The following is a 25,841-nucleotide window of genomic DNA, read 5'->3' as shown; positions in this document are numbered from 1 at the left end:
ACAAACACGTTCTAAGTAGCCTGCCCCCTGCAAGGGGGAGGGGCGAAGCCCCATGGGGGGTGTACCAACCCTTACATCAGCAGGTGCTCGCCTGCGTTATCGCCACCCAGGGTAACGTAGTTGACCTTGCGGATGTCCATGAGTTTTGTACCGCCGGCGTAGCTGATGGAACTCTGGATGTCTTCCTCCATCTCGCGCAGCGTATCGGCCAGCGTGCCCTTGACCGGCTCAAGAATGCGCTTGCCCTCGACGTGTTTGTACTCGCCCTTGTTGAAGTCCGAGGCGCTGCCGTAGTACTCCTTGAACAGCGCGCCGTCGACTTCCACCGTCTTGCCGGGGCTTTCTTCAAGCCCCGCAAGCATGGAGCCGATCATGACCATGGTCGCGCCAAAGCGCACTGACTTGGCGATGTCGCCATGCTCACGTATGCCGCCGTCGGCAATGATGGGTTTGGTCGCCACGCGTGCACACCACTTGAGCGCTGAGAGCTGCCAGCCGCCTGTGCCGAAACCGGTCTTCATTTTGGTGATGCAGACCTTGCCCGGGACAATGCCCACCTTGGTGGCATCGGCGCCCCAGTTTTCAAGGTCGATCACGGCTTCTGGCGTGCCGACATTGCCGGCGATCACAAACGAGGTTGGCAGTTTCTGCTTGAGGTAGGCAATCATTTTCTGCACGGTGTCGGCGTGGCCATGCGCGATGTCAATGGTGATGTATTCGGGCACCAGGCCCTCGGCCACAAGCTGGTCCACCGTGTCGTAGTCGGCTTTTTTGACGCCCAGTGAAATCGAGGCGTAAACGCCCTGGGCCTTCATGTCGCGTACAAATTTCAGGTTGTCCAGGTCAAAGCGGTGCATCACGTAGAAGTAACCGTTTTGGGCCATCCACACGCAGATGCTTTCGTTGACCACCGTCTTCATGTTGGCCGGCACCACCGGGATGCGGAAGGTGCGTCCGCCAAGTTCTACACCCGCGTCGCACTCCGAGCGGCTCTCCACGCGGCATTTGCGCGGCAGCAGCAGGATGTTGTCGTAGTCGAATATTTCCATTTGATTCCCAGGCTCCAGAAAACTGTTGACGAACAGATGTGGGCGCGTGGGATTGGGTCCGGACTTTTGCTGGCTGGGCAACAAAAAACCGGGCGCAATTGCTTGGGCCCGGTGTCTGATTTTAGACTTGCTGGCAGATGCGGTGGATGCCGGGCCTGATATAGACCTTATATGCCGTGGCCGATTCACCGTGTCGGCACGCAGCGCGACTGCGCAGCCACCAGCACCTTGCCCTTGCTGTCCTGCACCCAACCAATCACTGAGAGGCGCTCTGGTTTTGCGCCTGCCGCAACGCTCATCACACGCGATTCAAAAAAACGCTGCTGCTGCATTGCGGGATCGGTGTCACCATTCCAGTCCACCTGCACAAGGTTGCGCACCAGGTTGCGTGCAACGGGCGAGCCTTCTGTGCCCTTTGGCAGGCTTTCCACCAGCGCAAGCCACGCTGTCCATTGCTGCCCCTTGGCGCTGGCTGGCAAGGGCTTGAGCTCTATCGACGCACCCATATAACCAGACAGCGCCAGCCCGCGTGCGACGCGCAGCCGGGTACCCGCAAGGGCCGTGATGTTGTGTATGTAATCGCTTGCCGACGGGGGTACACCTTGCCCCATGGACTGCAGGCGTTTGAGACCATCGCGGCTGGCGACCACTGACAGGGGCGCGTCGTCCCCTTTGCTGCCGGGCACCACCCAGTCCAGCACGGCCTCGCCGGCTTTGGCATGACGCGCACCCGGGTCGCGCCAGCAGCCCTCGCAATCGGCGTTGATAAAACGCTCTACCAGGGCTACGGGCCGCGGCTGGCCGTCGCTGGCGCAAACGGCCTGTGCGCCGGCCACTGCAGGTATCAGCAGTGCCAGCGTGGAGAGCCCCTGCCAGAACTGCAGGGTTGATAAATGACTGGGCGGGGATTTCATCAGGGCTTTCTACAATGAGGGATGTTCCCAGAATTCACTGATGCTGTCGCGCCAGACTCCCCGCTCTTACAAAATCTTAATCCCGAGCAACTGGCTGCCGTTACCCTGCCGGCCACACACGCGCTGATTCTTGCTGGCGCCGGCTCCGGCAAGACCCGGGTGCTGACGACCCGCATCGCCTGGCTGTTGCAAACCGGCCAGGTCTCACCCGGCGGCATCCTGGCCGTCACGTTTACCAACAAGGCCGCCAAGGAGATGCTGGTGCGCCTGTCGGCCATGCTGCCCGTGAATGTGCGCGGCATGTGGATTGGCACCTTCCACGGCCTGTGCAACCGTTTTTTGCGCGCGCATTACAAGCTGGCCAACCTGCCTTCGACCTTCCAGATTCTCGACACGCAGGACATGCTTTCGAGCATCAAGCGCCTGTGCAAGCAGTTCAATATCGACGACGAACGCTTCCCGCCCAAGCAGCTGATGTACTTCATTGCCGGCCACAAGGAAGACGGCCTGCGTGCCAAAGACGTGCAGGCGCGCGACGAGGAAGACCGCAAGAAGATAGAGCTGTACGCGCTGTACGAAGAGCAGTGCCAGCGCGAGGGCGTGGTCGATTTTGGCGAACTCATGCTGCGCAGCTACGAACTGCTGCGTGACAACGCGCCGGTGCGCGAACACTACCAGCGGCGTTTCCGCCACATCCTGATCGACGAGTTCCAGGACACCAACAAGCTGCAGTACGCGTGGATCAAGATGCTGGCCGGGCAGGGGCCTGAAGCCACGCAGGGCTCGGCCCCCATGCCCGGCGGGTCTGTGATTGCGGTGGGCGACGACGACCAGAGCATTTATGCCTTTCGCGGTGCGCGTGTCGGCAACATGACCGACTTCGTGCGCGAGTTTGACGTCAAACAGCAGATCAAGCTGGAGCGCAACTACCGCAGCTTCGGCAATATCCTCGACTCCGCCAACGAACTCATCAGCCACAACAGCAAGCGCCTTGGCAAGAACCTGCGCACCGAGGCAGGGCCGGGCGAGCCAGTGCGTGTCTACGAGTCGGCCACCGACTTTGCCGAGGCGCAGTGGTTTGTCGATGAGGTCAAGCAGCTGGTGCGTGACGGTATGGAGCGCAAGGAAATTGCGCTGCTTTACCGCAGCAATGCGCAGAGCCGCGTGATGGAAACCGCGCTCTTCAATGCCGCTGTGCCTTACCGGGTGTACGGCGGCCTGCGCTTTTTCGAGCGGGCTGAAATCAAGCACGCGCTGGCCTACCTGCGCCTGCTGGAGAACCCGCACGACGACACCAGCTTCATGCGCGTGGTGAACTTTCCGCCGCGCGGCATCGGCCTGCGCAGCCTGGAGCAATTGCAGGATGTGTCGCGCTCGTCCGGTTGCTCGCTGCACGATGGCGTGAGCGCCGTGCCCGGCAAGGCGGGCGCCAACCTGAGCGCGTTTGTGGCGAAGCTTGATGTCATGCGCGAGCAGACGGCGGGCCTGAGCCTGCGCGAGATCATCGAGCTGGTGCTGGAGCACAGCGGGCTTGAAGAACATTACAAACTCGAAAAAGAAGGCCAGGACAGGCTGGAGAATCTGGCCGAACTGGTCAATGCTGCCGAGTCGTTTGTCAGTCAGGAAGGCTTCGGGCGTGACGCTGTGGCCCTGCCGGTCGATGAGCTGGGTGCGCCCCTGAAGCAGTCGCCGGCCAGCCAGGGGCTGGACCCTTCTGCGCCGCTGATGGACGAACCGCTGCCCGAGATGCTGGCGCCAGACGCGGAAACCGGCGAGACGCTGTCCCCGCTGGCCGCCTTCCTCACGCATGCAGCTCTGGAGGCGGGCGATAACCAGGCCAAGGCCGGCCAGGATGCCGTGCAACTCATGACGGTGCATTCGTCCAAGGGGCTGGAATTCGACTGCGTGTTCATCACCGGGCTGGAGGACGGCGTCTTCCCGCATGAAAACTCGCTCAGCGACCATGGCGGCATTGAGGAAGAACGCCGCCTGATGTATGTGGCCATCACACGCGCGCGCAAGCGCCTGTACCTGAGCCACTCACAGACCCGTATGCTGCACGGCCAGACGCGCTACAACCTCAAAAGCCGCTTTTTCGACGAGTTGCCCGAAGGTGCGCTGAAGTGGATCACGCCGAAGAACCAGGGATTCGGCTCAGGTTTGGGCAGCATGGGCCGCGGCGGCAGCGCCTGGGGCGATGACGCAGGCAGTGGCAGTGGCCGCAAGGACTGGGCGAGCAGCGTTTTTTCTTCGAGGACTGGTGCGACAGAGCGTTTTGCCAACCCGCCGGTGCCCGAGCAGCGCAACGGGCCTGCGCACGGCCTCAAGGCCGGCATGAATGTGTTCCACGCCAAGTTCGGCGAGGGCAGGGTGCAGATGCTCGAAGGCAGCGGTGACGATGCGCGGGCGCAAATCAACTTCACCCGGCATGGCGTCAAGTGGCTGGCGCTCAGCGTGGCCAAACTGACTGTGGTTTAGGGTTCTGCCTCCCAGAAAGCTTCAAAAATGCCAATTTTGCCGTATACGTTAAATTTTTAACGTATACATTAAAATTTTGGTTTTTACGGCCGGACGGGTGCTCAAGAACAGCCAAAAAAGTCCTGAAAAGTACCTTTTTAGGGGCCTAATCGGGCTGTAGACCAATGAATATGTACGTGAGTAGCTACTTAAATGATAGCGACTGTGTTTCTTCGGGGCGCCAGAAATACCGGAGAATCGCGTTCAGGCCGGATAAACCGTCAACAAGCCCATCAATAACCCATGGTCCCGCTGCCGTCGCCCCGGCCCTTGCGGCCCACGATCTGCCAGTAAGTGCGCTGGCCTATGAGTTCGGCGAGGAATTCCTGCTCGGCGTCGGTGTGGTTCAGGTAGCCCGCAGGCGTCAGGCGTGGCCCCTCTTTGGTCGAAGGTTCTGCCCAGAATGACTGGTGGTATTCAGCTTGCGACAGCTGCCTGCTGCCGGTCGCATTCAGCTCGACAGTGCCGTAGCAGTTGCAGAAGTAGGTGCGGTTGTCCTGCTGGGGCAAGACCTCTGTATAGACGCCGGTGCCGCGTATGCCTGCAGTGAGGGTAGGCGTGACGATGGAGCGGCTGCCGCCCTTGTTCCAGATGCTGGCAACTGCGCCCGTGACAAGGCGCAAAAGGCTGACCGTTGACAGGGTTGCACCGCGCTCGACCGTCATCATGGTGTTCTGGCGCACCAGGAAAGAAGCGTTGCCCATGACAAAGATCAGGCTGGAGTCTGGCCCGGTCTGCAATTGGTCGCCGGTCTGAATGGTTTGCCCCGGCAGCAGGCGGCTGCCGTTAAGCAGCGCGTCACCCGTCAGCTGGACCACATTGCTGCGTTGCTGGGCCACTGCCGCGCCAAAACTTCCCATCGCCACCCAGGCTGCTGCAGCTTTCAGCGTTTCCCGCCTTTGGTACCACGTGACTTCCTTTTCAGAGCGGCCTTGCAGAAAGTGCTGGGTCATGTGGAGTCTCCTGAAAAAGCAGCCGGCGCGTCCGGGGCTGGCGTTGAGGGGTCGGGGGTGTCAGTGAAGCTATCACGAAAGGTGAAAAAAATCGACGTAAAAAACATCGCCATCACCAGCAGTGCCACCGGGAAGAGCGCCATCACGGCGATGTTGGGGTTACCCAGCAGCACGGCAATCAGCGTCAGCAGCACCATGGCGCCCATGAAGATGCCGGCCCAGGCGAGACCGTAAACGGCCAGTGCCGCCCAGTTTTTGTAGCAGGCCATCAGGCTGAAAAACAGGCTTTTCACCGGCGGTATGCCATGCCAGTGCACCAGCGCCGGGGCGTGCCAGAACAGCAGCGACAGCGGGATGTAGAGCAGCATGGTGACCCACATCGCCAGCTGGAAATTGTCTTGCGTCACCATCTCCTGGGTGATCTTGCCGCCCACCAGATAGAGCTTTGCGAACTGCCCGCCATCAATCAGCGCCGATATGCCCATCAAGACCAGAAAGCCCACGGCGTAAAGCGCACCCAGCACCATCATGGCGCGCATGCGCTGCTTGCCGGCGCGGAAGGCGCTGATGAGGATGGAGGGCATGGGGAATTTCCCTTTGGTCGCCTCCTGCGTCGCGGCCATCAGGCCCAGCGTGGCTGCGGGTAGCAGGGCAAGCGCCAGGGCAGATCCGATAAAGGGCAGCAGCGTCGCCACCGACAGCACGGCCATGAACATGAAGAACAGGCCGGACATGGCCAGTGGCTGCTGAAGAAAGGTTTTCAGGCCGAGCTTGACCCAGGTGATGCCTGTACGTGCCGGAACAATATTGAGTTTCATGGTGGAAGGCCGGTTGGGGCGCGCAAAAGCTTGGAAGTTCAAAAAAAGGCGCCAGGGCGGCATCGGGTGTGTGGCGCAATGGTTGCCAAGCGTAACCTGCCACCCCTGGCGGGCCCGGTTTCAGGCCGGCATGAGGACCGGGTGCAGCACGCGCTGGCGCAACACGCGTTCAAAGTGACCGGGGTCATGCGGCTGAAGCACTGCAGCTTCACGCGGCAGGTGGAAATCCCAGAGGCGTGACACCCAGAAGCGCAGTGCCCCGGCGCGCAGCGCTGCAGGCAGCAATGCACGCTCCTGCGCGGTCAGCTTGCGGACTGTCTGATAGGCGGCTATGAATGCCTTTGCGCGTGCTTCTTCATGCACACCGGTTTCCACATCGACGCACCAGTCGTTCAGGCAGACACCGATGTCAAACAAAAAGGTGTCGCAGCCGGCAAAGTAAAAGTCGAAAAAGCCGGTGAGCTGGCCGTCCTCAAACATCACGTTGTCGCGGAAAAGGTCGGCATGTATGGGGCCGCTCGGCAGGGCGGTGTAAGCAGACGATGCCGCAATATGGTTCTGGTAGGCCAGCTCGCCCAGAAGCAGGCTGTGCTGCTCGGGCGTGACCTCGGGCAGCACCACGGGCACGGTCTCGTTCCACCAGGCCAGGCCTCGCAGGTTGGGCTGCCGCCTGGGGTAGTCCAGCCCCGCGAGGTGCATGCGCGCCAGCATTTCACCGACCTGGGCGCAGTGGCTGGCCTGGGGCTTGAGCTCGCTGCTGCCGCGCAGGCGGTTCACGACTGCGGCGGGTTTGCCCTTGAGTTTGTGCAGGATCTGCCCGCTCGCGTTGGCCGCAGGGTCAGGCACGGGAATGCCGCGTTCTGCCAGATGCTTCATCAGGTGCAGATAAAACGGCAACTGCTCGAACGTCAGCCGCTCGAACAGCGTGAGGACAAACCGGCCCTTGTCGGTATCGACAAAAAAATTGGTGTTTTCAATGCCGCCGGCGCAACCCTTGATGGACTCAAGTTTGCCCAGATCCAGCGTGTGCAGGAAATCATCGGCCTCGTCGAACGAGACCTCGGTAAAAACGGCCATGCCTGAAACTAAACCTTACGGGTAGGTACAAGAATTTGTACGAAACAGCGATGGTACTAGGGTAAGCAAGCCCTAAAACTTCAGGACATTCCAGACGCGGGCACCGTTGGTGTCGCTGCTGGAGGATGAAGGAGAGCTGCTTTTGGCCGTATCCGAAGGTCGGACTTCGTAAGCCGGCACATTGATACCGGTTTTGGGCTGCACGGTGATGCTTTGCGTTTCACCGCCCACGCGCAACTCATCGATGCGGACCCCGGCGTCTTCGGTGCGTATGCGCTGCCCGGCCTTGTCCGGACGACCCTGCGCCGGGGGAGCGGCGTCGGGTGCAGGCGTTACCGCAGCTGGCGCAGCAGGTGAGGCAGAAGTTTGGGCCATTGAAACTGTCGCCACCGGCAAGGCACGCAGCGCAGCAACGACCACGGCACGACATGAGGATGGCAGAACTTGTTTCATGCCTGCATTCTAGGACGTGTTAACAATTAAACGGATGAGCGTTGGCGCCAGATGGGGATGGATGCGCGAAGCGCGGCGCTGCCAATAGCACCGCTATTGGCAAGCCGTGCGACAAAGCAGACGCCCCATCTGGGGCCAACCCGCAGGGAAAGTGCCCCAGACGACCTGCTGCGGCGTTGCTGCTCGATTGTGTGGCAGGCCACACGGCCCTCACAGCGCCTTGCATCAGGCCGCCTGGGGCACTATCGCTCATTCGTTTAATTGTTAACACGTCCTGGGCTTCGCACCGGCCTGGACAAGGGTGTCGCAGGGGTCAGGCAGCGGTTTGGCTTCTGTCCCGGGAGGGCGGCTGATATCCCCGACAATGCCATCGCATGAGCATTGACAAAAAAACCCTTCTGCTGGTCGACGGCTCCAGCTACCTCTACAGGGCCTTTCACGCCATGCCTGACCTGCGCGCCAGGCCGGGGGACCCTGCCAGCCCTGCGACGGGGGCGATACGCGGCATGATCAACATGATGCAGAAACTGCGCAAGGACGTGCGCGCCGATTACGCCGCCTGCGTGTTTGATGCCAAGGGCCCGACCTTCCGCGATGCGCTGTACCCTGAATACAAGGCCCAGCGATCCCCCATGCCCGACGACCTGCGCAGCCAGGTGGCGCCCATCCATGAAGTGGTGCGCCTGCTGGGCTGGAAGGTGCTTGATGTCCCGGGCGTCGAGGCCGATGACGTGATCGGCACGCTGGCCTGCACGGCGTCAAGCCAGGGCATTGAAGTCATCATCTCCAGCGGCGACAAGGACCTGAGCCAGCTGGTCGACGAGAACATCACGGTGATTGACACCATGAACGACCGCCGCCGCGACCTGGCAGGCGTCGAGGCCGAGTTCGGCGTGCCGCCGCGCCTGATGGTTGATTACCAGACGCTGGTGGGCGATGCGGTTGACAACGTGCCCGGTGTGCCCAAGGTCGGCCCCAAAACAGCGGTGAAGTGGCTGCTCGAATACGGCTCCCTGGATGCGCTGGTGGCCAAAGCCGCAGACATCAAGGGCGTGGTGGGCGAGAACCTGCGCAGCTCGCTCGACTGGCTGCCCAAAGGCCGTGAGCTGCTGACCATCAAAAAAGACTGTGAGCTGGCTGAGTACATTGACGGCCTGCCCGCGCTGGATGCGATTGCCATGGGCGCACAGCAGACAGACGAGTTGAGGGATTTCTACGAGAAATACGGTTTCAAGGGGCTGGTGCGGCAGATTGATGTCGAAAGCACCCCGCCCGAGATGGTCGGGGGCCTGGAAGGCCGGCACCCGCCGGCAAAAAAAGCTGCACCGGCAGATTCGGGTTCACCCGGCCTCTTCGATGAGCCAGCCGAACGAACCGCAGCGGACGCGCATGCTGACGTACCGCTCGCCGAACGCACCACCAATCTTCGCTATGACACCATCCTGAGCTGGGACTTGTTCGATGCCTGGCTGGCGAAAATCGAAGCGGCTGAACTTGTGGCCCTGGACACCGAAACCACCTCGCTCGATGAAATGCTGGCGCAAATCGTGGGGCTGAGTTTCAGTGTCAACCCCGGCGAGGCAGCTTATATACCCCTCACCCATGACTACCCCGATGCACCGGCGCAACTGCCGCGTGACGAAGTGCTGGCAAGGCTGAAGCCCTGGCTTGAAAACCCGGCCAAACCGAAACTGGGCCAGCACGTCAAATATGATCGCCACGTGTTTGCGAATCACGGCATTGAGGTGCAGGGTTACGCCCACGACACCATGCTGCAAAGTTATGTGCTCGAAGTGCACAAACCGCACGGCCTGGCCAGCCTGGCCGAGCGGCATGTGGGACGCAGCGGTATCAATTACGAAGACCTGTGCGGCAAGGGCTCGCACCAGATTAAATTCAACCAGGTCGATATCGCCAAGGCGGCCGAGTATTCCTGCGAGGACTCGGACCAGACGCTGGATGTGCATCGCGTGCTCTGGCCGCAGATAGAGGCCAACGACAAGCTCGGCTTTATCTACGAACTGGAGATGAAAAGCAGCGAAACGCTCTACCGCATAGAACGTAACGGCGTACTGATTGATGCGCCCATGCTGGCAACCCAAAGCCATGAACTGGGCCAGCGCATCCTGCAGCTTGAGGCCGAAGCCTACGAGATTGCCGGACAGCCGTTCAACCTGGGCAGCCCCAAACAGCTGGGCGAGATCTTTTTCGACAAGCTGGGCATGCCGGTCATCAAGAAAACTCCCAGCGGCGCACGCAGCACTGATGAGGAAGTACTCGAAAAACTGGCCGAGGACTACCCCTTGCCGGCCAAGCTGCTGGAGCACCGCTCCCTGAGCAAACTCAAGGGCACCTACACCGACAAACTGGCCCAGCTCGCCTTGCCGCGAACGGGCAGGGTGCACACCCACTATGCGCAGGCTGTGGCGGTGACGGGGCGCCTGTCGAGCAACGACCCCAACCTGCAGAACATACCTGTCAAGACCGCAGAGGGCCGGCGCGTGCGTGAGGCTTTTGTGGCGCCGCCGGGCAGCGTGATAGCCAGTGCCGACTACTCGCAGATCGAGCTGCGCATCATGGCGCACATCAGTGAGGACGAAGCATTGCTGCGCGCATTCACGGAAGGCATTGACGTGCACCGCGCAACGGCCGCCGAAGTGTTTGGCGTGCCGGTAGAACAGGTCAGCAGCGAGCAGCGCCGTTACGCCAAGGTGATCAACTTCGGGCTGATTTACGGCATGAGCAGCTTTGGCCTGGCCCGCAACCTGGGCATTGAGACCAAGGCTGCGGCGGCTTATATCGACAAGTATTTCCAGCGGTATCCCGGCGTTAAAAACTACATGGATGAAACCCGCCTGTCGGCCAAAGCCAAGGGTTATGTTGAAACCGTGTTTGGCAGGCGCCTGTATTTGCCCGAGATCAATTCACCCAACGGCCCGCGCCGTGGTGGCGCCGAGCGTGCTGCCATCAATGCGCCCATGCAGGGTACGGCGGCAGACCTGATCAAGCTCAGCATGAACAGGGTGCAGCAGGTGCTGGACGATGAAAAGCGCGGCACAAAAATGATCATGCAGGTGCACGACGAACTGGTGTTCGAGGTGCCGGAGGCCGAGGTGGAGTGGGTGCGTGTTGAAATTCCTCGCCTCATGGCCGGTGTCGCCGTCATGAAGGCCCCGCTGCTCGCTGAAATCGGCATCGGACCCAACTGGGAAAAAGCGCACTAGCGTGCCCGGTTGCCTTGCAACTGCTTGATGTGTGACAAGTTTGCCATCAGTGCCTTGCGGCATGATGGCCGCATGAGGCGACCAACAACATCAGGAACCCCATGAAGCTGGCTTTGCTGTCAGACATTCACGCGAACATTCAGGCCCTTGATGCATGCCTGGCGCATGCTCACGCGCAGGGTGTACAGAAATTTGCGTTGTTGGGTGATTTTGTCGGTTACGGCGCTGATCCCGTGGCTGTGGTGCAGCGGGTGCAGGCACTGGCCGGGCAGGGTGCGCTCGTCATCAAGGGCAACCACGACGTGCAGGCCGTTACGCCGCCGCTGCAGGCTACAACTGTGGGAGACAGCACAGCCAGATGGACCCACGACCAACTTGACAGCAGCCAGCGCCAATTTCTGGACAGCCTGCCCATGGTTGTCGAGCAGGACTCGGTGTTGCTGGTGCATGCCAGCGCGGACCACCCTGAACTCTGGCGCTACGTGACAGACGAGCGCGCCGCCGCCGCAAGCCTGGCCGCCGTGACATCGCCAGCGGTACGCCATGTGTTTGGCGGCCATGTTCATTTTCAAACCCTGTATTACCGGGGCGCCGGCAGTGATGCGGGGCTGATGAAGTTCACGCCTGCGGCTGGTGTGGCCATTCCAGTACCTGCACACAGACACTGGCTGGCCACAGTGGGCTCGGTCGGCCAACCCCGGGACGGCAACCAGCAGGCCATGTACGCGGTGTTTGACACAAACACACTGCAACTGACCTTTCACCGCGTCGCTTACGACCACCGTGGGGCGGCGGTCGCCATTCGGCAGGCAGGCCTGCCGGCTTACTTTGCCGACCGGCTGGAGCTGGGACGATGAAGCTGATGGAGCCCGGCTCTGAACTGGACGGTTTCACGATTGACGGGTGCGTCCATTCCGGTGGCATGGCTCACATTTATCGCGTGCACTACACCCACGGAGCCAGGGATCCCGGTTTCCCCATGGTCATGAAAATTCCGCGCATGACGGCTGGCGATGGTGCCGAAAACATCGTCAGCTTTGAAGTCGAACACAGGATATTGCAGCTTGTGACAGGTCCGCACGTGCCGCGTTTTGTGGCGGCAGGGGACCTTGAAAACGTCCCCTACCTGGTGATGGAGTATGTCCAGGGGGCAACCCTGCAGCAGTGGGTGGATGCGCCGCTGCGTCCCGACCTGGATGAGCTGACCCGCCTGGGCGGCGCTGTGGCGATGGCTGCACACAGCCTGCACCAGCAAGACACCGTGCACCTGGACTTGAAGCCCGCAAACGTGCTGATCCGGCCCGACGGGAGCGCCGTGTTGCTCGACTTCGGTCTGTCCTGCCATGCGCACTACCCTGATCTGCTTGCTGAACAACTGCGCAAGGCCGTGGGTTCGCCGGCCTGGATTGCGCCCGAGCAAGTGGTTGGCGTGCGGGGTGATCCGCGCAGCGATATCTTTGCGATTGGCGTGATGCTCTACCAGCTGGCTACCGGAGAGTTGCCGTTTGGCGCGCCCGAGACCGTCGGTGGGCTGCGCCAGCGTCTGTGGATGGACCCGACGCCGCCGCGCAGGCTGCAGCCCCAGTTACCGCCATGGCTGCAGGAGGTCATCATGCGCTGCCTGGAGCCCGAGGCGGCCAAACGCTACCCATCCGCGGCGCATTTGGCGTTTGACCTTCGGCATCCCGAACAGGTCATCGTGACTGAACGTGGCCTGCGCACCAAAGGTACCAGTCTGGGAACACACCTCAAGCGCTGGCTGAAGGCGGCCGGCATGCACTACCAGCCCAGTCCCCTGCCGACCCGCCAGATCGAGGAAGTCCCTATCGTCATGGTGGCGCTGCCGCATCAGGATACGACGGATGCCACGTTCTACTCGCTGCGGCAGGCTGTTGCACGGGCACTTGGGACCCGCCCTGGTGCCCGCCTGGCGTGTGTGACGGTGATCGCAGCTGGCCAGACCAGCGCATCAAGTGACGCGACCAGCGAGACCAGTGTGCACCGCCGCTACCTGACCCAGATGCGGCAGTGGGCGCAGCCGCTGGGCCTGATGGGGCATCAGATATCCTGCCATGTACTGGAGGCGGGCGATGTTGCGCATGCGCTGGTGCAGTACGCGGCGGGCAACCAGGTCAGCGTCATCGTGATGGGCGCTGCGACCCACGGGCTGAAGATGCAGCGCCTGGTGGCCACAGTACCCATCAAGGTGGCGATGGAAGCGCCATGCACCGTGATACTGGTCAAGCAGGCACTGCCGTTTCAGTTGCTCGACGCACCCTAGTTTCTAGCCGCAACGCAGGTTCATCACCGAATTGGCGGCGTTGACGTCGATATTGAGGCGCTGCGCGCTGTACTCCATGGTGACGATCTGACCGGGGGCTATCACCCGTGCCGTCAAGGCCCCGGAACGCTTGCGCGCTTCTTCGACAAGCGCCGTAGTGGCCGTACCGCCCAGCGCGAACTGGGCAGCGGCCGCGTTGCACTGGCCTGCCATGGGGGGTGGCGGCATGGCGGGCACGTGTTGTTGCTGGGCGCATGCGCTGAGGATGCATGCGAGGGCGGCCGGGACGAAAAACCGTTTGAATGTCATGGTTGGGTTCCTGTTCTGGTGGTGGATTTCAGAGGGCCAAGTCATGAAGTCTGGGCGCAAGCCGTCTTCGGCGCTGTAGGATAAAAGGCGATTTGTCTGCGTGGCGTCTTCTGTGAACCAAGGGAAAATACTGATCGGTATTTCCCTGTACTGGCAAGAACTATATTGACCGAATAGACTCAGATGGTCGGTGTCGACCTGCCTTTCATTCAAAAACTGAGGAACCTTCATGCTGAACAATGACCTGAAAACCGAATTTGACGCACTGCTGCCCGGCCAGACTACCGAGGCCGGCGCAAGCCGCCGTACGGCGCTGAAGACCGCGCTGGGTGTGGGTTATGCCGCAACAGCCATGCCCATCATGGCGCAGACTGCCATCAAGACGTCCTCGGAAGGCCTGAAGACGGGTGAAACGAGTTTTGAAGTCAACGGTTTCAAGGTGCCGGCTTTTTACGCAGCTCCTGCCAATAAAAAGAACCTGCCGGTCGTCCTGGTGATCCAGGAAATTTTCGGTGTGCATGAGTACATTGCCGACACCGCCCGCCGTTTTGCAAAGGCCGGCTACCTGGCGATTGCCCCCGAACTTTACGCGCGCCAGGGTGACCCCAGCAAATACAGCGAGATGGCCAAGCTGATGACCGAGGTGGTTTCAAAGGTGCCGGATGCGCAGGTCATGGCTGATCTGGACGGTGCCGTGAAGTGGGCAGGCGCCAATGGCGGCAATCTCAAGAAGGTCGGCATCACCGGCTTTTGCTGGGGTGGCCGCATCACCTGGCTGTACGCCGAGCAAAGCAAAAATGTGAAGGCCGGGGTTGCCTGGTATGGCCGCCTCGTCGGCACCCCGTCGCCCCTGTCGCCGACCAACCCACTGGATCTTGCCGCAGGCCTCAAAGCGCCGGTGCTGGGCCTGTACGGCGGCCAGGACGGCGGCATCCCGCTGACCACAGTGAACCAGATGAAGGATGCGCTGGCCAGCGCGGCTGCCAAGGGCAACAAGGCTGCGGCAGCCTCCGAGTTTGTGGTTTACCCTTCCGCGCCACACGCCTTTCACGCTGACTACCGCCCAAGCTACCGCAAGGAAGCGGCAGACGACGGTTTCAAACGTGCGCTCCAGTGGTTCAAGACCCACGGCGTCGCTTAACCCCGCCCCCGGAACCGCCTTCGGGCGGTGTCAAGGCCGTCTCCTGCCCGGAGGCGGCTTTTTTATTTCTGGCTGCACTTGACACGCTTGATAAGATTGACGAAATGGCTGCGCCCTGTGACAGGCGGTTTGGCCTTGTTGCACGGGTACGGGGGGACTTGCAGGCCTCTTTGACCATCTTTTCTCATCATCCAGGGCTGCGGCCTTTTTAGAACAAACACAAGAAGCTATGGTTTTGATAGCAATTTTGGCCGGAACCATGGTCGCTGGCATCGGCAGTGTGTGGCTGGCAGCCATGTTGAGCTTCGGCGTGCTTGCCCGTTACACGCAACATATGCTCAGTCTTGCGGCGGGTGCGCTTCTGGCAACGGCCTTCATGCACCTGCTGCCCGAGGCATTCGAAAGCCAGGTCAGCCCCCAGGCGCTTTTTGCGGCGCTGCTCGCGGGCCTGGTGTTTTTCTTCCTGCTCGACAAGGCTGAGTTGTGGCATCACGGGCATGAGCACAACAGCGGCGAACATCGCGAAGCACCGGGCGTTTTGCACAAGGCGCATAGCCACGGGCACGTCCATCACCATCACGACCACAGCCACGGCAAGTCGGGCGGCTGGGCCGTGCTTGCCGGTGACAGCGTGCATGCGTTTGGCGACGGTATCCTCATAGCCTCGGCCTTCATGGCCGATCTGCGCCTCGGCGTCGTGGCCGCACTGGCTGTGCTGGTGCATGAGATACCCCATCACATGGGCGACCTGGTGGTGCTCAGGCAGTCGTCCAATAACCGGCGCGCCGCGATCGTCAAGGTGTCCATGGCCGGGGCCGTCACCGCATTGGGCGGTATTGTTGGCTACGCACTGGTGGACCAGCTCATTGGCTATCTGCCCTTCTTCCTGATCGTGGCATCCAGCAGCTTCATCTATGTTGCGCTTGCAGACCTGATCCCCCAGCTCCAGAAAAGGGTGAACGCACGGGAAACCGCTGCGCAGATCGCGTGGCTGATGATAGGTATCGGAATGGTCACGCTGATCAGCAGCGTTGCGCACGTTCACTGACCTGGCGTCCGATCTTTCGATCCCTGCTGTCAGCCACAAGCTGACAAAAAGGGTGCTTTATCGCCTATACGCCGTCCATTTTTCGCGCCGCAAGATATACACATCTTCAAAAATCTGTGTAAAGGTGGCTCGCCATGAACGCACATTCGGCTTCCGGTTCAGATCATTTTTATTCATCACGCTTGCCTGGGCAGCGTGACACCCCGACAGACAATCTTCCCCGCAGCGCTCTGGCCCGCCTGGGTCCGTGCATCGCATTTTTTGTCATGGTTTTCGCCAGCATGGCTGCTGCAGCTACCGTCGTCAGTGAGGCGCCATTGATACTGGTCGGCCTGTATTGATGGATCACACACCGTCATCCCCACCCGGCGCAGTTCCAGGTGGTCCGTCCATGCCACGCCCGGATCACCCTGATCTGGAACACGAAGAAGGCCCTGGCAAAAACGGCCAGAATGAAGAGCCCGAAATCTCCTGCGAAGAAGACATTCCGTCTGATGGAGAGGATGTTGATGGCCAGGCGGAAATCCGCCAGCTGCCCGACAAGCCCGAAATCTCCAGCACGCCAGAACACCTGAAAAATTGAAAGGCAAGGCCATGGCGACAAATCCGAATGTGCCACCCCCGCGGCCCGAAGAGCCGCTGCAAACGCCGCCCGAGCCTGGGGAGGTGCAGACAACGCCCATGCCAATGGGTTAATACCTGTCTGGCGCAAACGCGCTGCCGCTGCTTCAAAGCCCGATTCCGTTCGGACTTTTCCGTTCTGACCGTGCTCTGGTTCTATCCGCGCTCTACTGGCCTGCTGGCATCACTGCACCAGTCGCTCCAGCTGCCGGCGTACAGACCGCTGCTGCCCAGGCCTGCGACCTCCATCGCAATGATGTTGGGTACAGCGCTGACGCCGCTGCCGCAGTGATGCACCACGCTGGCGGGGTCGCGGCCTGCCAGCAATGCTTCGAACTCTGACCTCAGTTGCGCTGCAGGCTTGAACTTTCCATCTTCACCCATGTTTTGCGTAAAAGGCCGGTTGAGTGCGCCGGGTATATGACCGGCAACCGGGTCCAGCGGCTCCACTTCACCCCTGAAACGAGGCGCGCCGCGCGCGTCGATCAGGGTCTGGCCGGGTTTGCCGAGGCCGGAAAGAATGGTGGATGGCGATACCAGGCGGACTTTCTCGTGGCCCAGTTTGAAGTTGCTCTGAAAGTGGGCCGGCTCTTCGCCGGCGGTGACAGCGCCGCCCGCCGCCTGCCAGGCCTGCAGGCCTCCATCAAGCACCGCAACATTGTCATGACCAGCCCATTTAAGCATCCACCAGAGCCGGCCGCAGTAGTTGGCGCCATTGCGGTCATAGACAACGGCCTGCATGTCGTTCGCAAAACCGACACTGGACAGCCATGTCGCAAACCGCTCCCTGTTCGGCAGCGGGTGGCGTCCGCCCGAGGCAGGCGCATCTGCGCCGCTCGCGGTGATGACGGCGTCTGCCCCGGACTTCGCGGGATTGACGCCATGTCTTGCGCTCAATGCCGTGTCGAGGTTGGCGTAAACCGCGCCCGGTATGTGCGAATCCAGGTATTGCTTTTCGCCTGCATGCGGCTGCATCAGCTCGAAGGTGCAGTCGAAGATGCGCAAGGGTGTTTTGGCATCAACGAGCGCCTGAAGTTGTTCGGCGGAAATCAGGGTGGTGTACATCTCATGCTCCTCTGGAGGCGGCTCAGTGTTCTTCTGCGGGGGCGTTGGGGGCGGCACGCGCGCGCAGGACGGTGGCCGCGATGGCGCTGGCGACTATCAGTGCCATGCCCAGCCATCCGGACAGGGGAATATTGTCACCAAACAGCAGGACGCCGTACAGGGCGCCAAACACGACCCCGGAGTATTGCAGGTTGGCCACCATCAGCGTGCCGCCGTGATGTGCGGCTATGGAATAGGCCTTGGTCATGCTCAACTGCCCCAGCGATGCGAACAGGCCCAGCGGCAGCAGCCAGAGTGCCTGCGGCCATGACCAGTTCGAGATGCCCAGACCGGCCATGCCGAACAGACCTGTGAGCATGGTGCCGACGGCGAAATAAAACACCGTGCGGGTTTCCGGCTCGCCCAGGCGTGCCATGGCCATCACCTGCATGTAGGCAAATGCAGATACAAAGCCTGACAACAGGCCCACCAGGGCCGCAAAAGCCTGGTTTTGCGCCGTGGCCGGCCTGAGCAGCAGCATCACGCCTGCAAAGCTGGTGAGTATGGCCAGCACCAGCGGGCCCTGCCTGGGGGCTGCCTTGCCCAGCATCAGCGCGCCGCCGACCAGGAAGGCTGCAATCCAGATGCTGCTCATGTAGTTGAGGGTCATGGCGGTGGCCAGCGGCAATTCTGAAATCGCGTAAAACCAGGCGGCCATTGAGGTCACGCCGACCACGCTGCGCCAGGCGTGCATCGCGGGGTAAGACGTTCGAAGGGTGGTTCCGCGTGTGTGCGCAAGGGCTGCCATGAAAATAATGCCGAATACACCGCGGTAAAACAGTATTTCGGCATTGTTGAAATGGCTGGACGCGAATTTGATGCACACACCCATGCTGGCAAAAAAGAGCGAGGCCAGGATCATCCAGAGGGCTTGCATGGCGGGTCAGGGTATGGTGCGGAGCTTGTAAATCCGGGGCGGCATCTGCATCAGGCGATGTCGGCTGCCCGGACGGGGCTCAGATCATCTGCGTGGTCTTGCTGGCGCCCATCTCGCGGCGGTACCACTCGTGAAAGTGCTGCATGCCGTCTTCCATGGGGCTCTGGTAGGGGCCAAACTCGTTGTCGCCGCGCAGCATGAGGGCCTTGCGGCCGGCATCCATGCGCAGGGCAATTTCATCGTCTTCCACGCAGGTTTCCATGTAGGCGGCCTGCTGGGCTTCGATGAACTCGCGCTCAAAAGCGCAGATTTCTTCAGGATAGAAAAACTCGACCACGTTGAGTGTCCTGTCCGGCGCCTGGGGGTGCAATGTACTGACGACAAGGGCATGCGGGTACCACTCGACCATCACATGCGGGTAGTAGGTCAGCCAGATCGCACCGTATTTTGGCGGCACGCCCTTGCGGTATTGCAGCACCACGTCATGCCATTTTTTGTAGGTGTCGGTGCCGGGCTTGCCCAGCTTGTCCGAAACACCCACAGTCTGCACCGAGTAGTTGTTATTGAGTTCCCACTGGAGGTCGTGCGTGGTCACAAAGCCGCCAAGACCCGGATGGAAGGGACCGACGTGGTAGTCCTCAAGGTAGACCTCGATAAAGGTCTTCCAGTTGTAGTTGCACTGGTGCAGGTGCACCTTGTCGAGCTGGTAGCCGGAGAAATCAAGATCGGCCATGGTCTCCAGCCTGGACATTTCCGCCGCCACATCCCGGCCGTTGTCTTCAAACACCAGACCGTTCCAGGTGGTGGTTTTGTAGCGGTTCAGGTTCAGGCAGGGGTCGGTTTCGAAATGCGGCGCTCCTACCAGCTCGCCGGAGGTGTTGTAGGTCCAGCGGTGCAGAGGGCAGACGATGTTGCTGCCGGTGTTGCCTCTGCCTTGCAGCATGGTCGACTGCCGATGCCTGCAGACATTGGAAATCAGCTCTATTCCGGAGGCGTTTCTGACAAGCGCCCTTCCTTCAGCTTCCTGAGGCAGGGTGTAAAAATCCCCCAGCTTGGGAACTGCCAGTTCGTGACCGAGGTAGCGGGGTCCGCGCGCGAACAGCTTTTGCTGCTCGCGCTGGTAAAGACCGGCGTCAAAGTAGCTTGAAATGGGGAGCTGGCTGGTGGCCTGCAACAGGCGAAGGCTTAAATCGGGCATGCAATGGTGCGGCGGAGGCCGCAGTGGTCACCTTATCGAGAACTGTTCTCAATTCTACCCGCCGCCCCCTTGCTGATGGCTGGCGGCTGATAATGATTGACTGACTTGCCCCCGTCCCGCCTCAAGGACTGCACACGGGGAAGTAAAGCATGGCGGCAAAGGCCTAAAATCAGTCCTCACCCCAAATATCATGGCCAAATCCTCCGCTGCCCCAGCCACCGCTTCTTCCGCTCCGCCCGCACCTGCGCTGCCTGCCACCTATGAAGCCGCGCTTCGGGAACTGGAAGAGCTGGTTTCAAGCCTGGAGTCGGGCCAGTTGCCACTGGACCAGTTGCTTGCGGGCTACCAGCGCGGCGCCCAGTTGCTGGCGTTCTGCAAAAGCAGGCTGGAAGTCGTTGAAAATCAGGTCAGGGTTCTTGAGGGCAATGAACTGAAACCGTGGGCCTAGGACAGGTCCTTCGCACTGCAGGCACAGCGCCGCCGAGAAACGCCTTGAACGCACCCGAAAACTTTTCCCTTTTCAATCTTGCCGACTGGAGCTCGCAGCAGCTTGCCGCCATTGAGCAGGCATTGTCCTGCTGGGTGGCCTGTCCGGTAGAGGCGCCAGCACCGGCAGGGCTGGGCGACGCCATGCGTTATGCAGTGCTCGACGGCGGCAAGCGCCTGCGCCCGCTTCTTGTACTGGCCACCTGCGAGGCGGTGGGCGGCAATCCCGATGCCGCCTTGCGTTCTGCCTGTGCGGTGGAACTGATTCACGCGTATTCACTGGTTCATGACGACATGCCCTGCATGGACAACGATGTGCTCAGGCGCGGCAAGCCCACTGTCCACGTGAAGTTTGGCGAAGCCCAGGCCCTGCTGGCCGGCGATGCTCTGCAGGCACTGGCGTTTGAGTTCCTCACGCCCGACGATGCCGATATCGATCACGCGATGCAGGCGCGCCTGTGCCGTATCCTGGCGAAAGCTGCGGGCTTCCAGGGCATGGCAGGCGGGCAGGCCATAGACCTGGCCAGCGTCGGCATGCCGCTCACCTCAGAGCAGTTGCACGAAATGCACCGCCTCAAGACCGGCGCGTTGCTGCAGGCCAGTGTGATGATGGGCGCGCACTGTGGCGCCGTATCCGCCCCGGTCCTGGAAGCGCTGCGCGATTACGGCGCGGCAGTGGGCCTGGCGTTTCAGGTGGTGGACGACATCCTGGACGTCACGGCCGACTCTGCCACACTGGGCAAGACTGCCGGCAAGGATGCTGCGCAGGACAAGCCGACGTTTGTATCGCTCATGGGGCTGGATGCCTCCAGGCAATACGCGCAGCAGTTGCTGGCGCGTTCGCTTGCCAGCCTGGACCAGGTAGATGCCCACGGGCTGCGCGGCACTGCGGCACTGCGCGCACTTGCCGACATGCTGGTCAACCGCCAGCACTGAGCGCTGAAATCCCGCGCATAAGAAAACAGACATCACGATGACCTCACTCCTCGAATCCATCAGCAGCCCGGCCGACCTTCGCGAACTGCCGCGTGCACAGCTCAAGCCGCTGGCCGACGAGTTGCGGGCCTACCTGCTGGACACGGTATCCAAGACCGGCGGGCACCTGAGTTCCAACCTCGGCACGGTTGAGCTGACCGTCGCGCTGCACTATGTGTTCAATACGCCCGACGACCGGCTGGTGTGGGACGTGGGCCACCAGACCTATCCGCACAAAATCCTCACCGGGCGGCGCGAGCGCATGGGTAGCCTGCGCCAGTTCGGCGGCCTGTCCGGCTTTCCGCGTCGTGACGAGAGTGAGTACGACACCTTCGGCACGGCCCATTCTTCGACCTCGATTTCTGCCGCCCTGGGCATGGCCCTGGCGTCGAAGCAGAAGGGCGAAGACCGTTATTCGGTCGCCATCATTGGTGACGGCGCGATGAGTGCAGGCATGGCCTTCGAGGCGCTCAACAATGCCGGTGTGCATGACAACTGCAAGCTGCTGGTCGTGCTCAACGACAACGACATGAGCATCAGCCCGCCGGTAGGCGCGCTCAACCGCTACCTCGCCCAGCTGATGAGCGGCCGTTTTTATGCATCCGCCAGGAATGTAGGCCGGCATGTGCTCAGCGTTGCACCGCCCCTGCTTGAACTTGCCAAGCGTTTTGAGACGCATGCCAAGGGCATGGTGGTGCCGGCAACGCTGTTCGAGAATTTCGGCTTCAACTACATAGGCCCGATTGACGGGCATGACCTCGAGTCGCTGATACCGACCATCGAAAACATCAAGCAGCTGATGCAAAAAGGCAGTGGCCCGCAGTTCCTTCATGTGGTGACCAAAAAAGGGCAGGGCTACAAGCTGGCCGAGGCCGACCCCATTGCCTATCACGGCCCCGGCAAGTTCGACCCGGCCATGGGCCTGCAGAAATCCACCGCACCTGCCAAACAGACCTTCACCCAGGTGTTCGGCCAGTGGCTGTGCGACATGGCCGCGCATGACAAACGCCTGGTCGGCATCACGCCCGCCATGCGTGAAGGTTCCGGCATGGTCGAGTTTCACAGGCGCTTTCCCGAGCGCTATCACGATGTCGGCATTGCGGAGCAGCATGCCGTCACGTTTGCGGCGGGCATGGCGACTGAAGGCCTCAAGCCCGTGGTCGCCATTTATTCGACCTTCCTGCAGCGTGGTTATGACCAGCTCATTCATGACGTTGCGCTGCAAAACCTGCCGGTCGTGTTTGCGCTTGACCGCGCGGGGCTGGTCGGCGCCGACGGTGCGACGCATGCCGGTGCTTACGACATTCCCTACCTGCGCTGCATTCCCAACATGAGCGTGGCCTGCCCGGCAGATGAGGGTGAGTGCCGCAAGTTGCTCAGTTCTGCGTTTGAGCAGAACCACCCGGTCGCTGTGCGTTACCCGCGCGGCGCCGGTGTCGGCGTGGTGCCGGAAACCAATCTGGATGCCCTGCCCTTCGGCAAGGGCGAGATTCGAAAAGAGGGCGGCGGCATTGCCATCCTTGCGTTCGGCACCTTGCTTTACCCTGCCTTGCAGGCGGCTGAAAAGCTGGGCTGCACGGTGGTGAACATGCGCTGGGTCAAGCCTCTGGACACCGAATTGCTGCTGCGCGTGGCCGCGTCGCACCAGGCGCTGGTGACGGTCGAGGAAGGTGCCGTCATGGGCGGCGCCGGCAGTGCGGTCAGTGAAGCCCTGCAGGCTGCAGGCGTATCCATGCCGGTATTGCACCTTGGCCTGAAGGATGAGTTCATCGAGCATGGCGACCATGCCAAATTGCTGGCCATGCAGGGGCTTGATGCTGAGGGCATCGAGTCGTCCGTCACGGCGCGTTTTGGCGAGCTGTGTGCGGCGGGCAGATCTTCACGTGTCACGCTCAAGTCCGTGGCTTGATGTGCTTGTGTCCTGATCCCGCGGGTTCAGGGCCATGTCAGGTTTTCAAGGGTAAATCCCTGCGCAGGTGCGAATTCCGGTTTCTAGAATCCTGCATGCTTTCCCCGGGCGCCTGCCTGTCTGCCACTGCTTTGCCGCAGGCGTTTCTTTCCTGATTCGGAGTCAAATGCTGGACCGCCGCTCACTTGTCAAACATGCCGGTATTGCGGGCGTCCTTGCGGCGGGAGCGGCCCCTGCCGTGCACGCTGCGCCTCTGGTGCGCTGGCGGCTGGCCTCCAGTTTCCCCAAGTCGCTGGACACCATTTATGGGGGCGCAGAAACCTTTGCCCGGCATGTAAAGGCGATCTCCGGCGGCAGGTTTGAGGTGTCCGTGCATCCCGCTGGCGAACTGATGCCGGCTTTCGGTGTGGTCGATGGCGTGCAGCAGGGCCGCATCGAGGCCGCCCACACAGCGGCCTATTATTTTTATGAAAAAGACGAAACCTTCGCGATAGGCGGGGCCATTCCCTTCGGCCTCAACAGCCGGCAGATGAGTGCCTGGACCTTCCAGGGCAACGGGCTCAGGCTCATGCGCGAGTTCTATGCGGCCTACAACATGGTGCACTTCCCCTGCGGCAATACGGGCGCGCAGATGGGCGGCTGGTTCCGCAAGGACATCCGCTCGCTCGCCGACATCAAGGGCCTGAAGTTCCGGGTCAACGGCTTTGCCGGCAAGGTCATAGAGCGCATGGGTGGCCAGCCCCAGAACCTGCCTGGCGGCGAAATCTACAGTGCGCTTGAGAACGGCACGATTGACGCCGGTGAGTGGATAGGCCCCTACGACGACCAGAAACTGGGCTTCAACAAGGTTGCACCCAATTACTACTACCCCGGCTGGTGGGAGGGTGGCCTGCAGCTGGACCTGTATGTCAACCGCAAGGCCTGGGAAGCCCTGAGCCCCGAGTTCAAGGCTCTGGTGGATGTGGCCTCATCTGCCGCGCATGTGGACATGCAGGCCAAGTACGACGCCCGCAATCCTGCAGCGCTCAAGCAGCTCGTCAACGCCGGCGCCAAGCTGCGGCCCTTTCCCGCAGATGTGATGAACGCGGCCTTCAAGGTCTCACGTGACCTGTATGCAGAACTGTCTGCTTCCAACCCGCGATGGGCGAAGGTGTATGCAGACTACGCCAGGTTTCGCGGAGAACAAAACCTCTGGTTCCGTTTTACCGAAGCCACGTTCGACCGCTTCATGCAGGGCCAGAAACTCTAGGCCTTCATCCATGCCGTCAAGGCACGCACCGGCATGCTTTCTGGTCATGTGGGGCAACCGGTGGCCTGCAGTCAGTTTATTGACAGCTAAACACCCCTTTTCAGACCGTTTTCGCCTCTGTACTAGGGGTAATAACCGGGTCAGGTGCGATTAAAAAGCCTTGAGAATTGCGGGGCTCAGCTGCATTCCTGTCGACGGATCAAAAGTCCGGCGGCGACGCAGCAGAACATGTAATTTGATATTCCAAAATTCAGGCAAACTTTCAGGAGAAAGCACTCATGGATCGTCGTTCACTCATTAAAAATGCCGGTATCGCCGGCGTCCTTGCTGCAGGCGTCGCGCCTGCCGTCCATGCGCAGGCAGCCATTCGCTGGCGCCTCGCTTCCAGCTTCCCCAAATCGCTCGACACGATCTATGGCGGTGCAGAAGTTTTCGCCAATGCCGTCAAGGCCATGTCCGGCGGCAAATTCGAAATCTCCGTGCATGCCGGCGGCGAACTGATGCCCCCGTTCGGCGTGGTCGATGGCGTTCAGGCCGGTACGGTCGAGATGTGCCACACGGTGCCTTACTATTTCTACGGCAAGAACCCTGCGTTTGCACTCGGTTCAGCCATTCCCTTCGGCCTCAATGCACGCCAGATGACGGCATGGATGCGTCACGGCAACGGCCGCAAGCTCATGAATGAGCTGTACGCCAAGTACAACATGGTCAGCTTTGCCGGCGGCAACACGGGCACCCAGATGGGCGGCTGGTTCCGCAAGGAAATCAAGAGCGTTGCCGATTTCAAGGGCATGAAGATGCGCCTGGGCGGCGGCCTGGTCGGTGAAGTCATGCAAAAGCTGGGCGCAGTGCCACAAAGCATTCCCGGCGGCGAAATCTATCAGGCCCTGGAAAAAGGCACCATCGATGCAGCCGAGTGGGTCGGCCCTTACGATGACCAGAAACTGGGCTTCAACAAGGTTGCACCGTTTTACTACTATCCCGGCTGGTGGGAAGGCGGTCCTGAGGTGGACTTCTTCATCAACCAGAAGGCGTTTGATGCCCTGTCACCCGAGAACAAGGCGATTGTCGATGCAGCCTCTGCCCTGGCAGCGACCGACATGCTGTCCAAGTACGACGCATTGAACCCCACTGCGCTCAAGCAGCTGGTGGCCGCCAAGACCAAGGTGCTGCCGTTCTCCCAGGCCGTGCTGGAAGCCTCGTTCAAGGCCTCGCAGGAAGTGTTTGCCGCCAACGATGCCAAGAGCCCCGAGTGGAAGAAGATCTACGCCGACATGCGTGCATTCCAGCGTGACCAGGTGTCATGGTTCCGTTATGCAGAAAACCGCTTCGACAACTTCATGGCTACCCAGAAGCTGTAAGTTGCCATGCTCAGGCTGGCATTGCCGGCCTGGCATGCGAAAGCAAAAGCCACCGCGAGGTGGCTTTTTTTATGGCAATTGTGCAGGTTCGGGGAGTGTAAAGTCAGCTTTACATCCTGGCTGTTTCGTGAACCTGCGAATGGCGTTTGTCCGGGTTTTAAGCCTTCAAGCACCTGTTTTTGCCTGCGAAAATCGGCTGCAGGCCAATGGATATGCGCGTGAGCAGCTACTTATTTTGTAGCAACATGCTTTCGCCACCAGGCCCGCGATTAGCCCG

At 60.9% G+C, this 25,841-nt stretch carries 23 protein-coding genes; 13 read left to right on the top strand and 10 right to left on the bottom strand.

What is annotated here, in order from left to right:
• Positions 1-71 precede the first annotated feature (71 nt).
• Both HYX42_RS11475 and HYX42_RS11470 read right to left on the bottom strand, forming a co-directional pair.
• Positions 72-1,049 carry a GMP reductase gene (locus HYX42_RS11475; protein ID WP_293403012.1) on the bottom strand — a complete coding sequence of 326 codons (978 nt, stop codon included), beginning with the start codon at positions 1,047-1,049 and terminating at the stop codon, positions 72-74.
• A gap of 185 nt (positions 1,050-1,234) precedes the next feature.
• The gene (locus HYX42_RS11470) at positions 1,235-1,963 is read right to left on the bottom strand and encodes a hypothetical protein (RefSeq protein WP_293403010.1); all 729 of its coding nucleotides are present in this window, start codon (positions 1,961-1,963) and stop codon (positions 1,235-1,237) included.
• Positions 1,964-1,984: 21 nt separating this feature from the next.
• On the opposite strand from HYX42_RS11470, the gene HYX42_RS11465 reads away from it, so the two are divergent.
• Positions 1,985-4,441 carry a UvrD-helicase domain-containing protein gene (locus HYX42_RS11465; RefSeq protein ID WP_293403009.1) on the top strand — a complete coding sequence of 819 codons (2,457 nt, stop codon included), beginning with the start codon at positions 1,985-1,987 and terminating at the stop codon, positions 4,439-4,441.
• 272 nt (positions 4,442-4,713) lie between these two features.
• Here HYX42_RS11465 and HYX42_RS11460 read toward each other — a convergent pair whose 3' ends face one another.
• The 4 genes from HYX42_RS11460 to HYX42_RS11445 all read right to left on the bottom strand — a co-directional run bounded on the left by HYX42_RS11460 (position 4,714) and on the right by HYX42_RS11445 (position 7,781).
• Positions 4,714-5,433 (bottom strand): iron dicitrate transport regulator FecR, encoded by a 720-nt coding sequence (locus HYX42_RS11460; protein ID WP_293403006.1) that lies wholly within the window; start codon positions 5,431-5,433, stop codon positions 4,714-4,716.
• Positions 5,430-6,251 (bottom strand): BPSS1780 family membrane protein, encoded by an 822-nt coding sequence (locus HYX42_RS11455; protein ID WP_293403004.1) that lies wholly within the window; start codon positions 6,249-6,251, stop codon positions 5,430-5,432. The genes HYX42_RS11460 and HYX42_RS11455 overlap by 4 nt, the downstream gene beginning before the upstream one ends.
• 120 nt (positions 6,252-6,371) lie before the next feature.
• The gene (locus HYX42_RS11450; protein WP_293403002.1) at positions 6,372-7,328 is read right to left on the bottom strand and encodes a homoserine kinase; all 957 of its coding nucleotides are present in this window, start codon (positions 7,326-7,328) and stop codon (positions 6,372-6,374) included.
• A 72-nt stretch (positions 7,329-7,400) separates the two neighbouring features.
• Positions 7,401-7,781: a hypothetical protein gene (locus HYX42_RS11445; RefSeq protein ID WP_293403000.1), complete on the bottom strand. Its 381-nt coding sequence runs from the start codon at positions 7,779-7,781 to the stop codon at positions 7,401-7,403.
• Positions 7,782-8,155: 374 nt separating this feature from the next.
• Here HYX42_RS11445 and polA point away from each other — a divergent pair, with 374 nt between their 5' ends.
• The 3 genes from polA (at position 8,156) to HYX42_RS11430 (ending at position 13,286) form a co-directional block, all read left to right on the top strand.
• Positions 8,156-11,005 carry a DNA polymerase I gene (gene polA / locus HYX42_RS11440; RefSeq protein ID WP_293402998.1) on the top strand — a complete coding sequence of 950 codons (2,850 nt, stop codon included), beginning with the start codon at positions 8,156-8,158 and terminating at the stop codon, positions 11,003-11,005.
• A 101-nt stretch (positions 11,006-11,106) separates the two neighbouring features.
• Positions 11,107-11,862 (top strand): metallophosphoesterase family protein, encoded by a 756-nt coding sequence (locus HYX42_RS11435; protein WP_293402996.1) that lies wholly within the window; start codon positions 11,107-11,109, stop codon positions 11,860-11,862.
• Positions 11,859-13,286 (top strand): bifunctional serine/threonine-protein kinase/universal stress protein, encoded by a 1,428-nt coding sequence (locus HYX42_RS11430; RefSeq protein ID WP_293402993.1) that lies wholly within the window; start codon positions 11,859-11,861, stop codon positions 13,284-13,286. The genes HYX42_RS11435 and HYX42_RS11430 overlap by 4 nt, the downstream gene beginning before the upstream one ends.
• A gap of 3 nt (positions 13,287-13,289) precedes the next feature.
• Here HYX42_RS11430 and HYX42_RS11425 read toward each other — a convergent pair whose 3' ends face one another.
• The gene (locus HYX42_RS11425) at positions 13,290-13,595 is read right to left on the bottom strand and encodes an I78 family peptidase inhibitor (protein ID WP_293402991.1); all 306 of its coding nucleotides are present in this window, start codon (positions 13,593-13,595) and stop codon (positions 13,290-13,292) included.
• 229 nt (positions 13,596-13,824) lie between these two features.
• Here HYX42_RS11425 and HYX42_RS11420 point away from each other — a divergent pair, with 229 nt between their 5' ends.
• The 4 genes from HYX42_RS11420 to HYX42_RS11405 all read left to right on the top strand — a co-directional run bounded on the left by HYX42_RS11420 (position 13,825) and on the right by HYX42_RS11405 (position 16,367).
• Complete coding sequence (locus HYX42_RS11420; protein ID WP_293402989.1) at positions 13,825-14,736, top strand: dienelactone hydrolase family protein; 912 nt, start codon at positions 13,825-13,827, stop codon at positions 14,734-14,736.
• A gap of 229 nt (positions 14,737-14,965) precedes the next feature.
• On the top strand, positions 14,966-15,784 hold the full coding sequence (locus HYX42_RS11415; protein ID WP_293402987.1) for a ZIP family metal transporter: 819 nt from the start codon (positions 14,966-14,968) through the stop codon (positions 15,782-15,784).
• Positions 15,785-15,918: 134 nt separating this feature from the next.
• A complete protein-coding gene (locus HYX42_RS11410; RefSeq protein ID WP_293402985.1) occupies positions 15,919-16,125 on the top strand; it encodes a hypothetical protein in 207 nt (68 codons plus the stop codon).
• 50 nt (positions 16,126-16,175) lie between these two features.
• The gene (locus HYX42_RS11405) at positions 16,176-16,367 is read left to right on the top strand and encodes a hypothetical protein (RefSeq protein ID WP_293402983.1); all 192 of its coding nucleotides are present in this window, start codon (positions 16,176-16,178) and stop codon (positions 16,365-16,367) included.
• A 194-nt stretch (positions 16,368-16,561) separates the two neighbouring features.
• Here HYX42_RS11405 and HYX42_RS11400 read toward each other — a convergent pair whose 3' ends face one another.
• From HYX42_RS11400 to HYX42_RS11390, 3 genes are all read right to left on the bottom strand, one after another.
• Positions 16,562-17,470: a sulfurtransferase gene (locus HYX42_RS11400; RefSeq protein WP_293402981.1), complete on the bottom strand. Its 909-nt coding sequence runs from the start codon at positions 17,468-17,470 to the stop codon at positions 16,562-16,564.
• A gap of 22 nt (positions 17,471-17,492) precedes the next feature.
• Complete coding sequence (locus HYX42_RS11395) at positions 17,493-18,386, bottom strand: DMT family transporter (protein WP_293402979.1); 894 nt, start codon at positions 18,384-18,386, stop codon at positions 17,493-17,495.
• 79 nt (positions 18,387-18,465) lie between these two features.
• The gene (locus HYX42_RS11390; protein WP_293402977.1) at positions 18,466-19,584 is read right to left on the bottom strand and encodes an aromatic ring-hydroxylating dioxygenase subunit alpha; all 1,119 of its coding nucleotides are present in this window, start codon (positions 19,582-19,584) and stop codon (positions 18,466-18,468) included.
• A gap of 190 nt (positions 19,585-19,774) precedes the next feature.
• Here HYX42_RS11390 and HYX42_RS11385 point away from each other — a divergent pair, with 190 nt between their 5' ends.
• The 5 genes from HYX42_RS11385 to HYX42_RS11365 all read left to right on the top strand — a co-directional run bounded on the left by HYX42_RS11385 (position 19,775) and on the right by HYX42_RS11365 (position 25,564).
• Positions 19,775-20,032, top strand: coding sequence for an exodeoxyribonuclease VII small subunit (locus HYX42_RS11385; RefSeq protein ID WP_293402975.1), 258 nt, complete (start codon positions 19,775-19,777; stop codon positions 20,030-20,032).
• Positions 20,033-20,076: 44 nt separating this feature from the next.
• Positions 20,077-21,006 carry a polyprenyl synthetase family protein gene (locus HYX42_RS11380; protein WP_293402973.1) on the top strand — a complete coding sequence of 310 codons (930 nt, stop codon included), beginning with the start codon at positions 20,077-20,079 and terminating at the stop codon, positions 21,004-21,006.
• A gap of 37 nt (positions 21,007-21,043) precedes the next feature.
• Entirely contained in the window at positions 21,044-22,954 is a 1,911-nt protein-coding gene (gene dxs, locus HYX42_RS11375; RefSeq protein ID WP_293402971.1) for a 1-deoxy-D-xylulose-5-phosphate synthase, read from the top strand.
• A gap of 169 nt (positions 22,955-23,123) precedes the next feature.
• Entirely contained in the window at positions 23,124-24,203 is a 1,080-nt protein-coding gene (gene dctP, locus HYX42_RS11370) for a TRAP transporter substrate-binding protein (RefSeq protein ID WP_293403499.1), read from the top strand.
• 278 nt (positions 24,204-24,481) lie between these two features.
• Complete coding sequence (locus tag HYX42_RS11365; protein WP_293402969.1) at positions 24,482-25,564, top strand: TRAP transporter substrate-binding protein; 1,083 nt, start codon at positions 24,482-24,484, stop codon at positions 25,562-25,564.
• The last annotated feature ends 277 nt before the right edge of the window (positions 25,565-25,841 follow it).

Source organism: Polaromonas sp. (assembly GCF_016185115.1).
In the GTDB taxonomy this organism is placed as follows: domain Bacteria; phylum Pseudomonadota; class Gammaproteobacteria; order Burkholderiales; family Burkholderiaceae_C; genus Polaromonas.
This window is presented reverse-complemented; position numbering and strand designations above follow the sequence as displayed.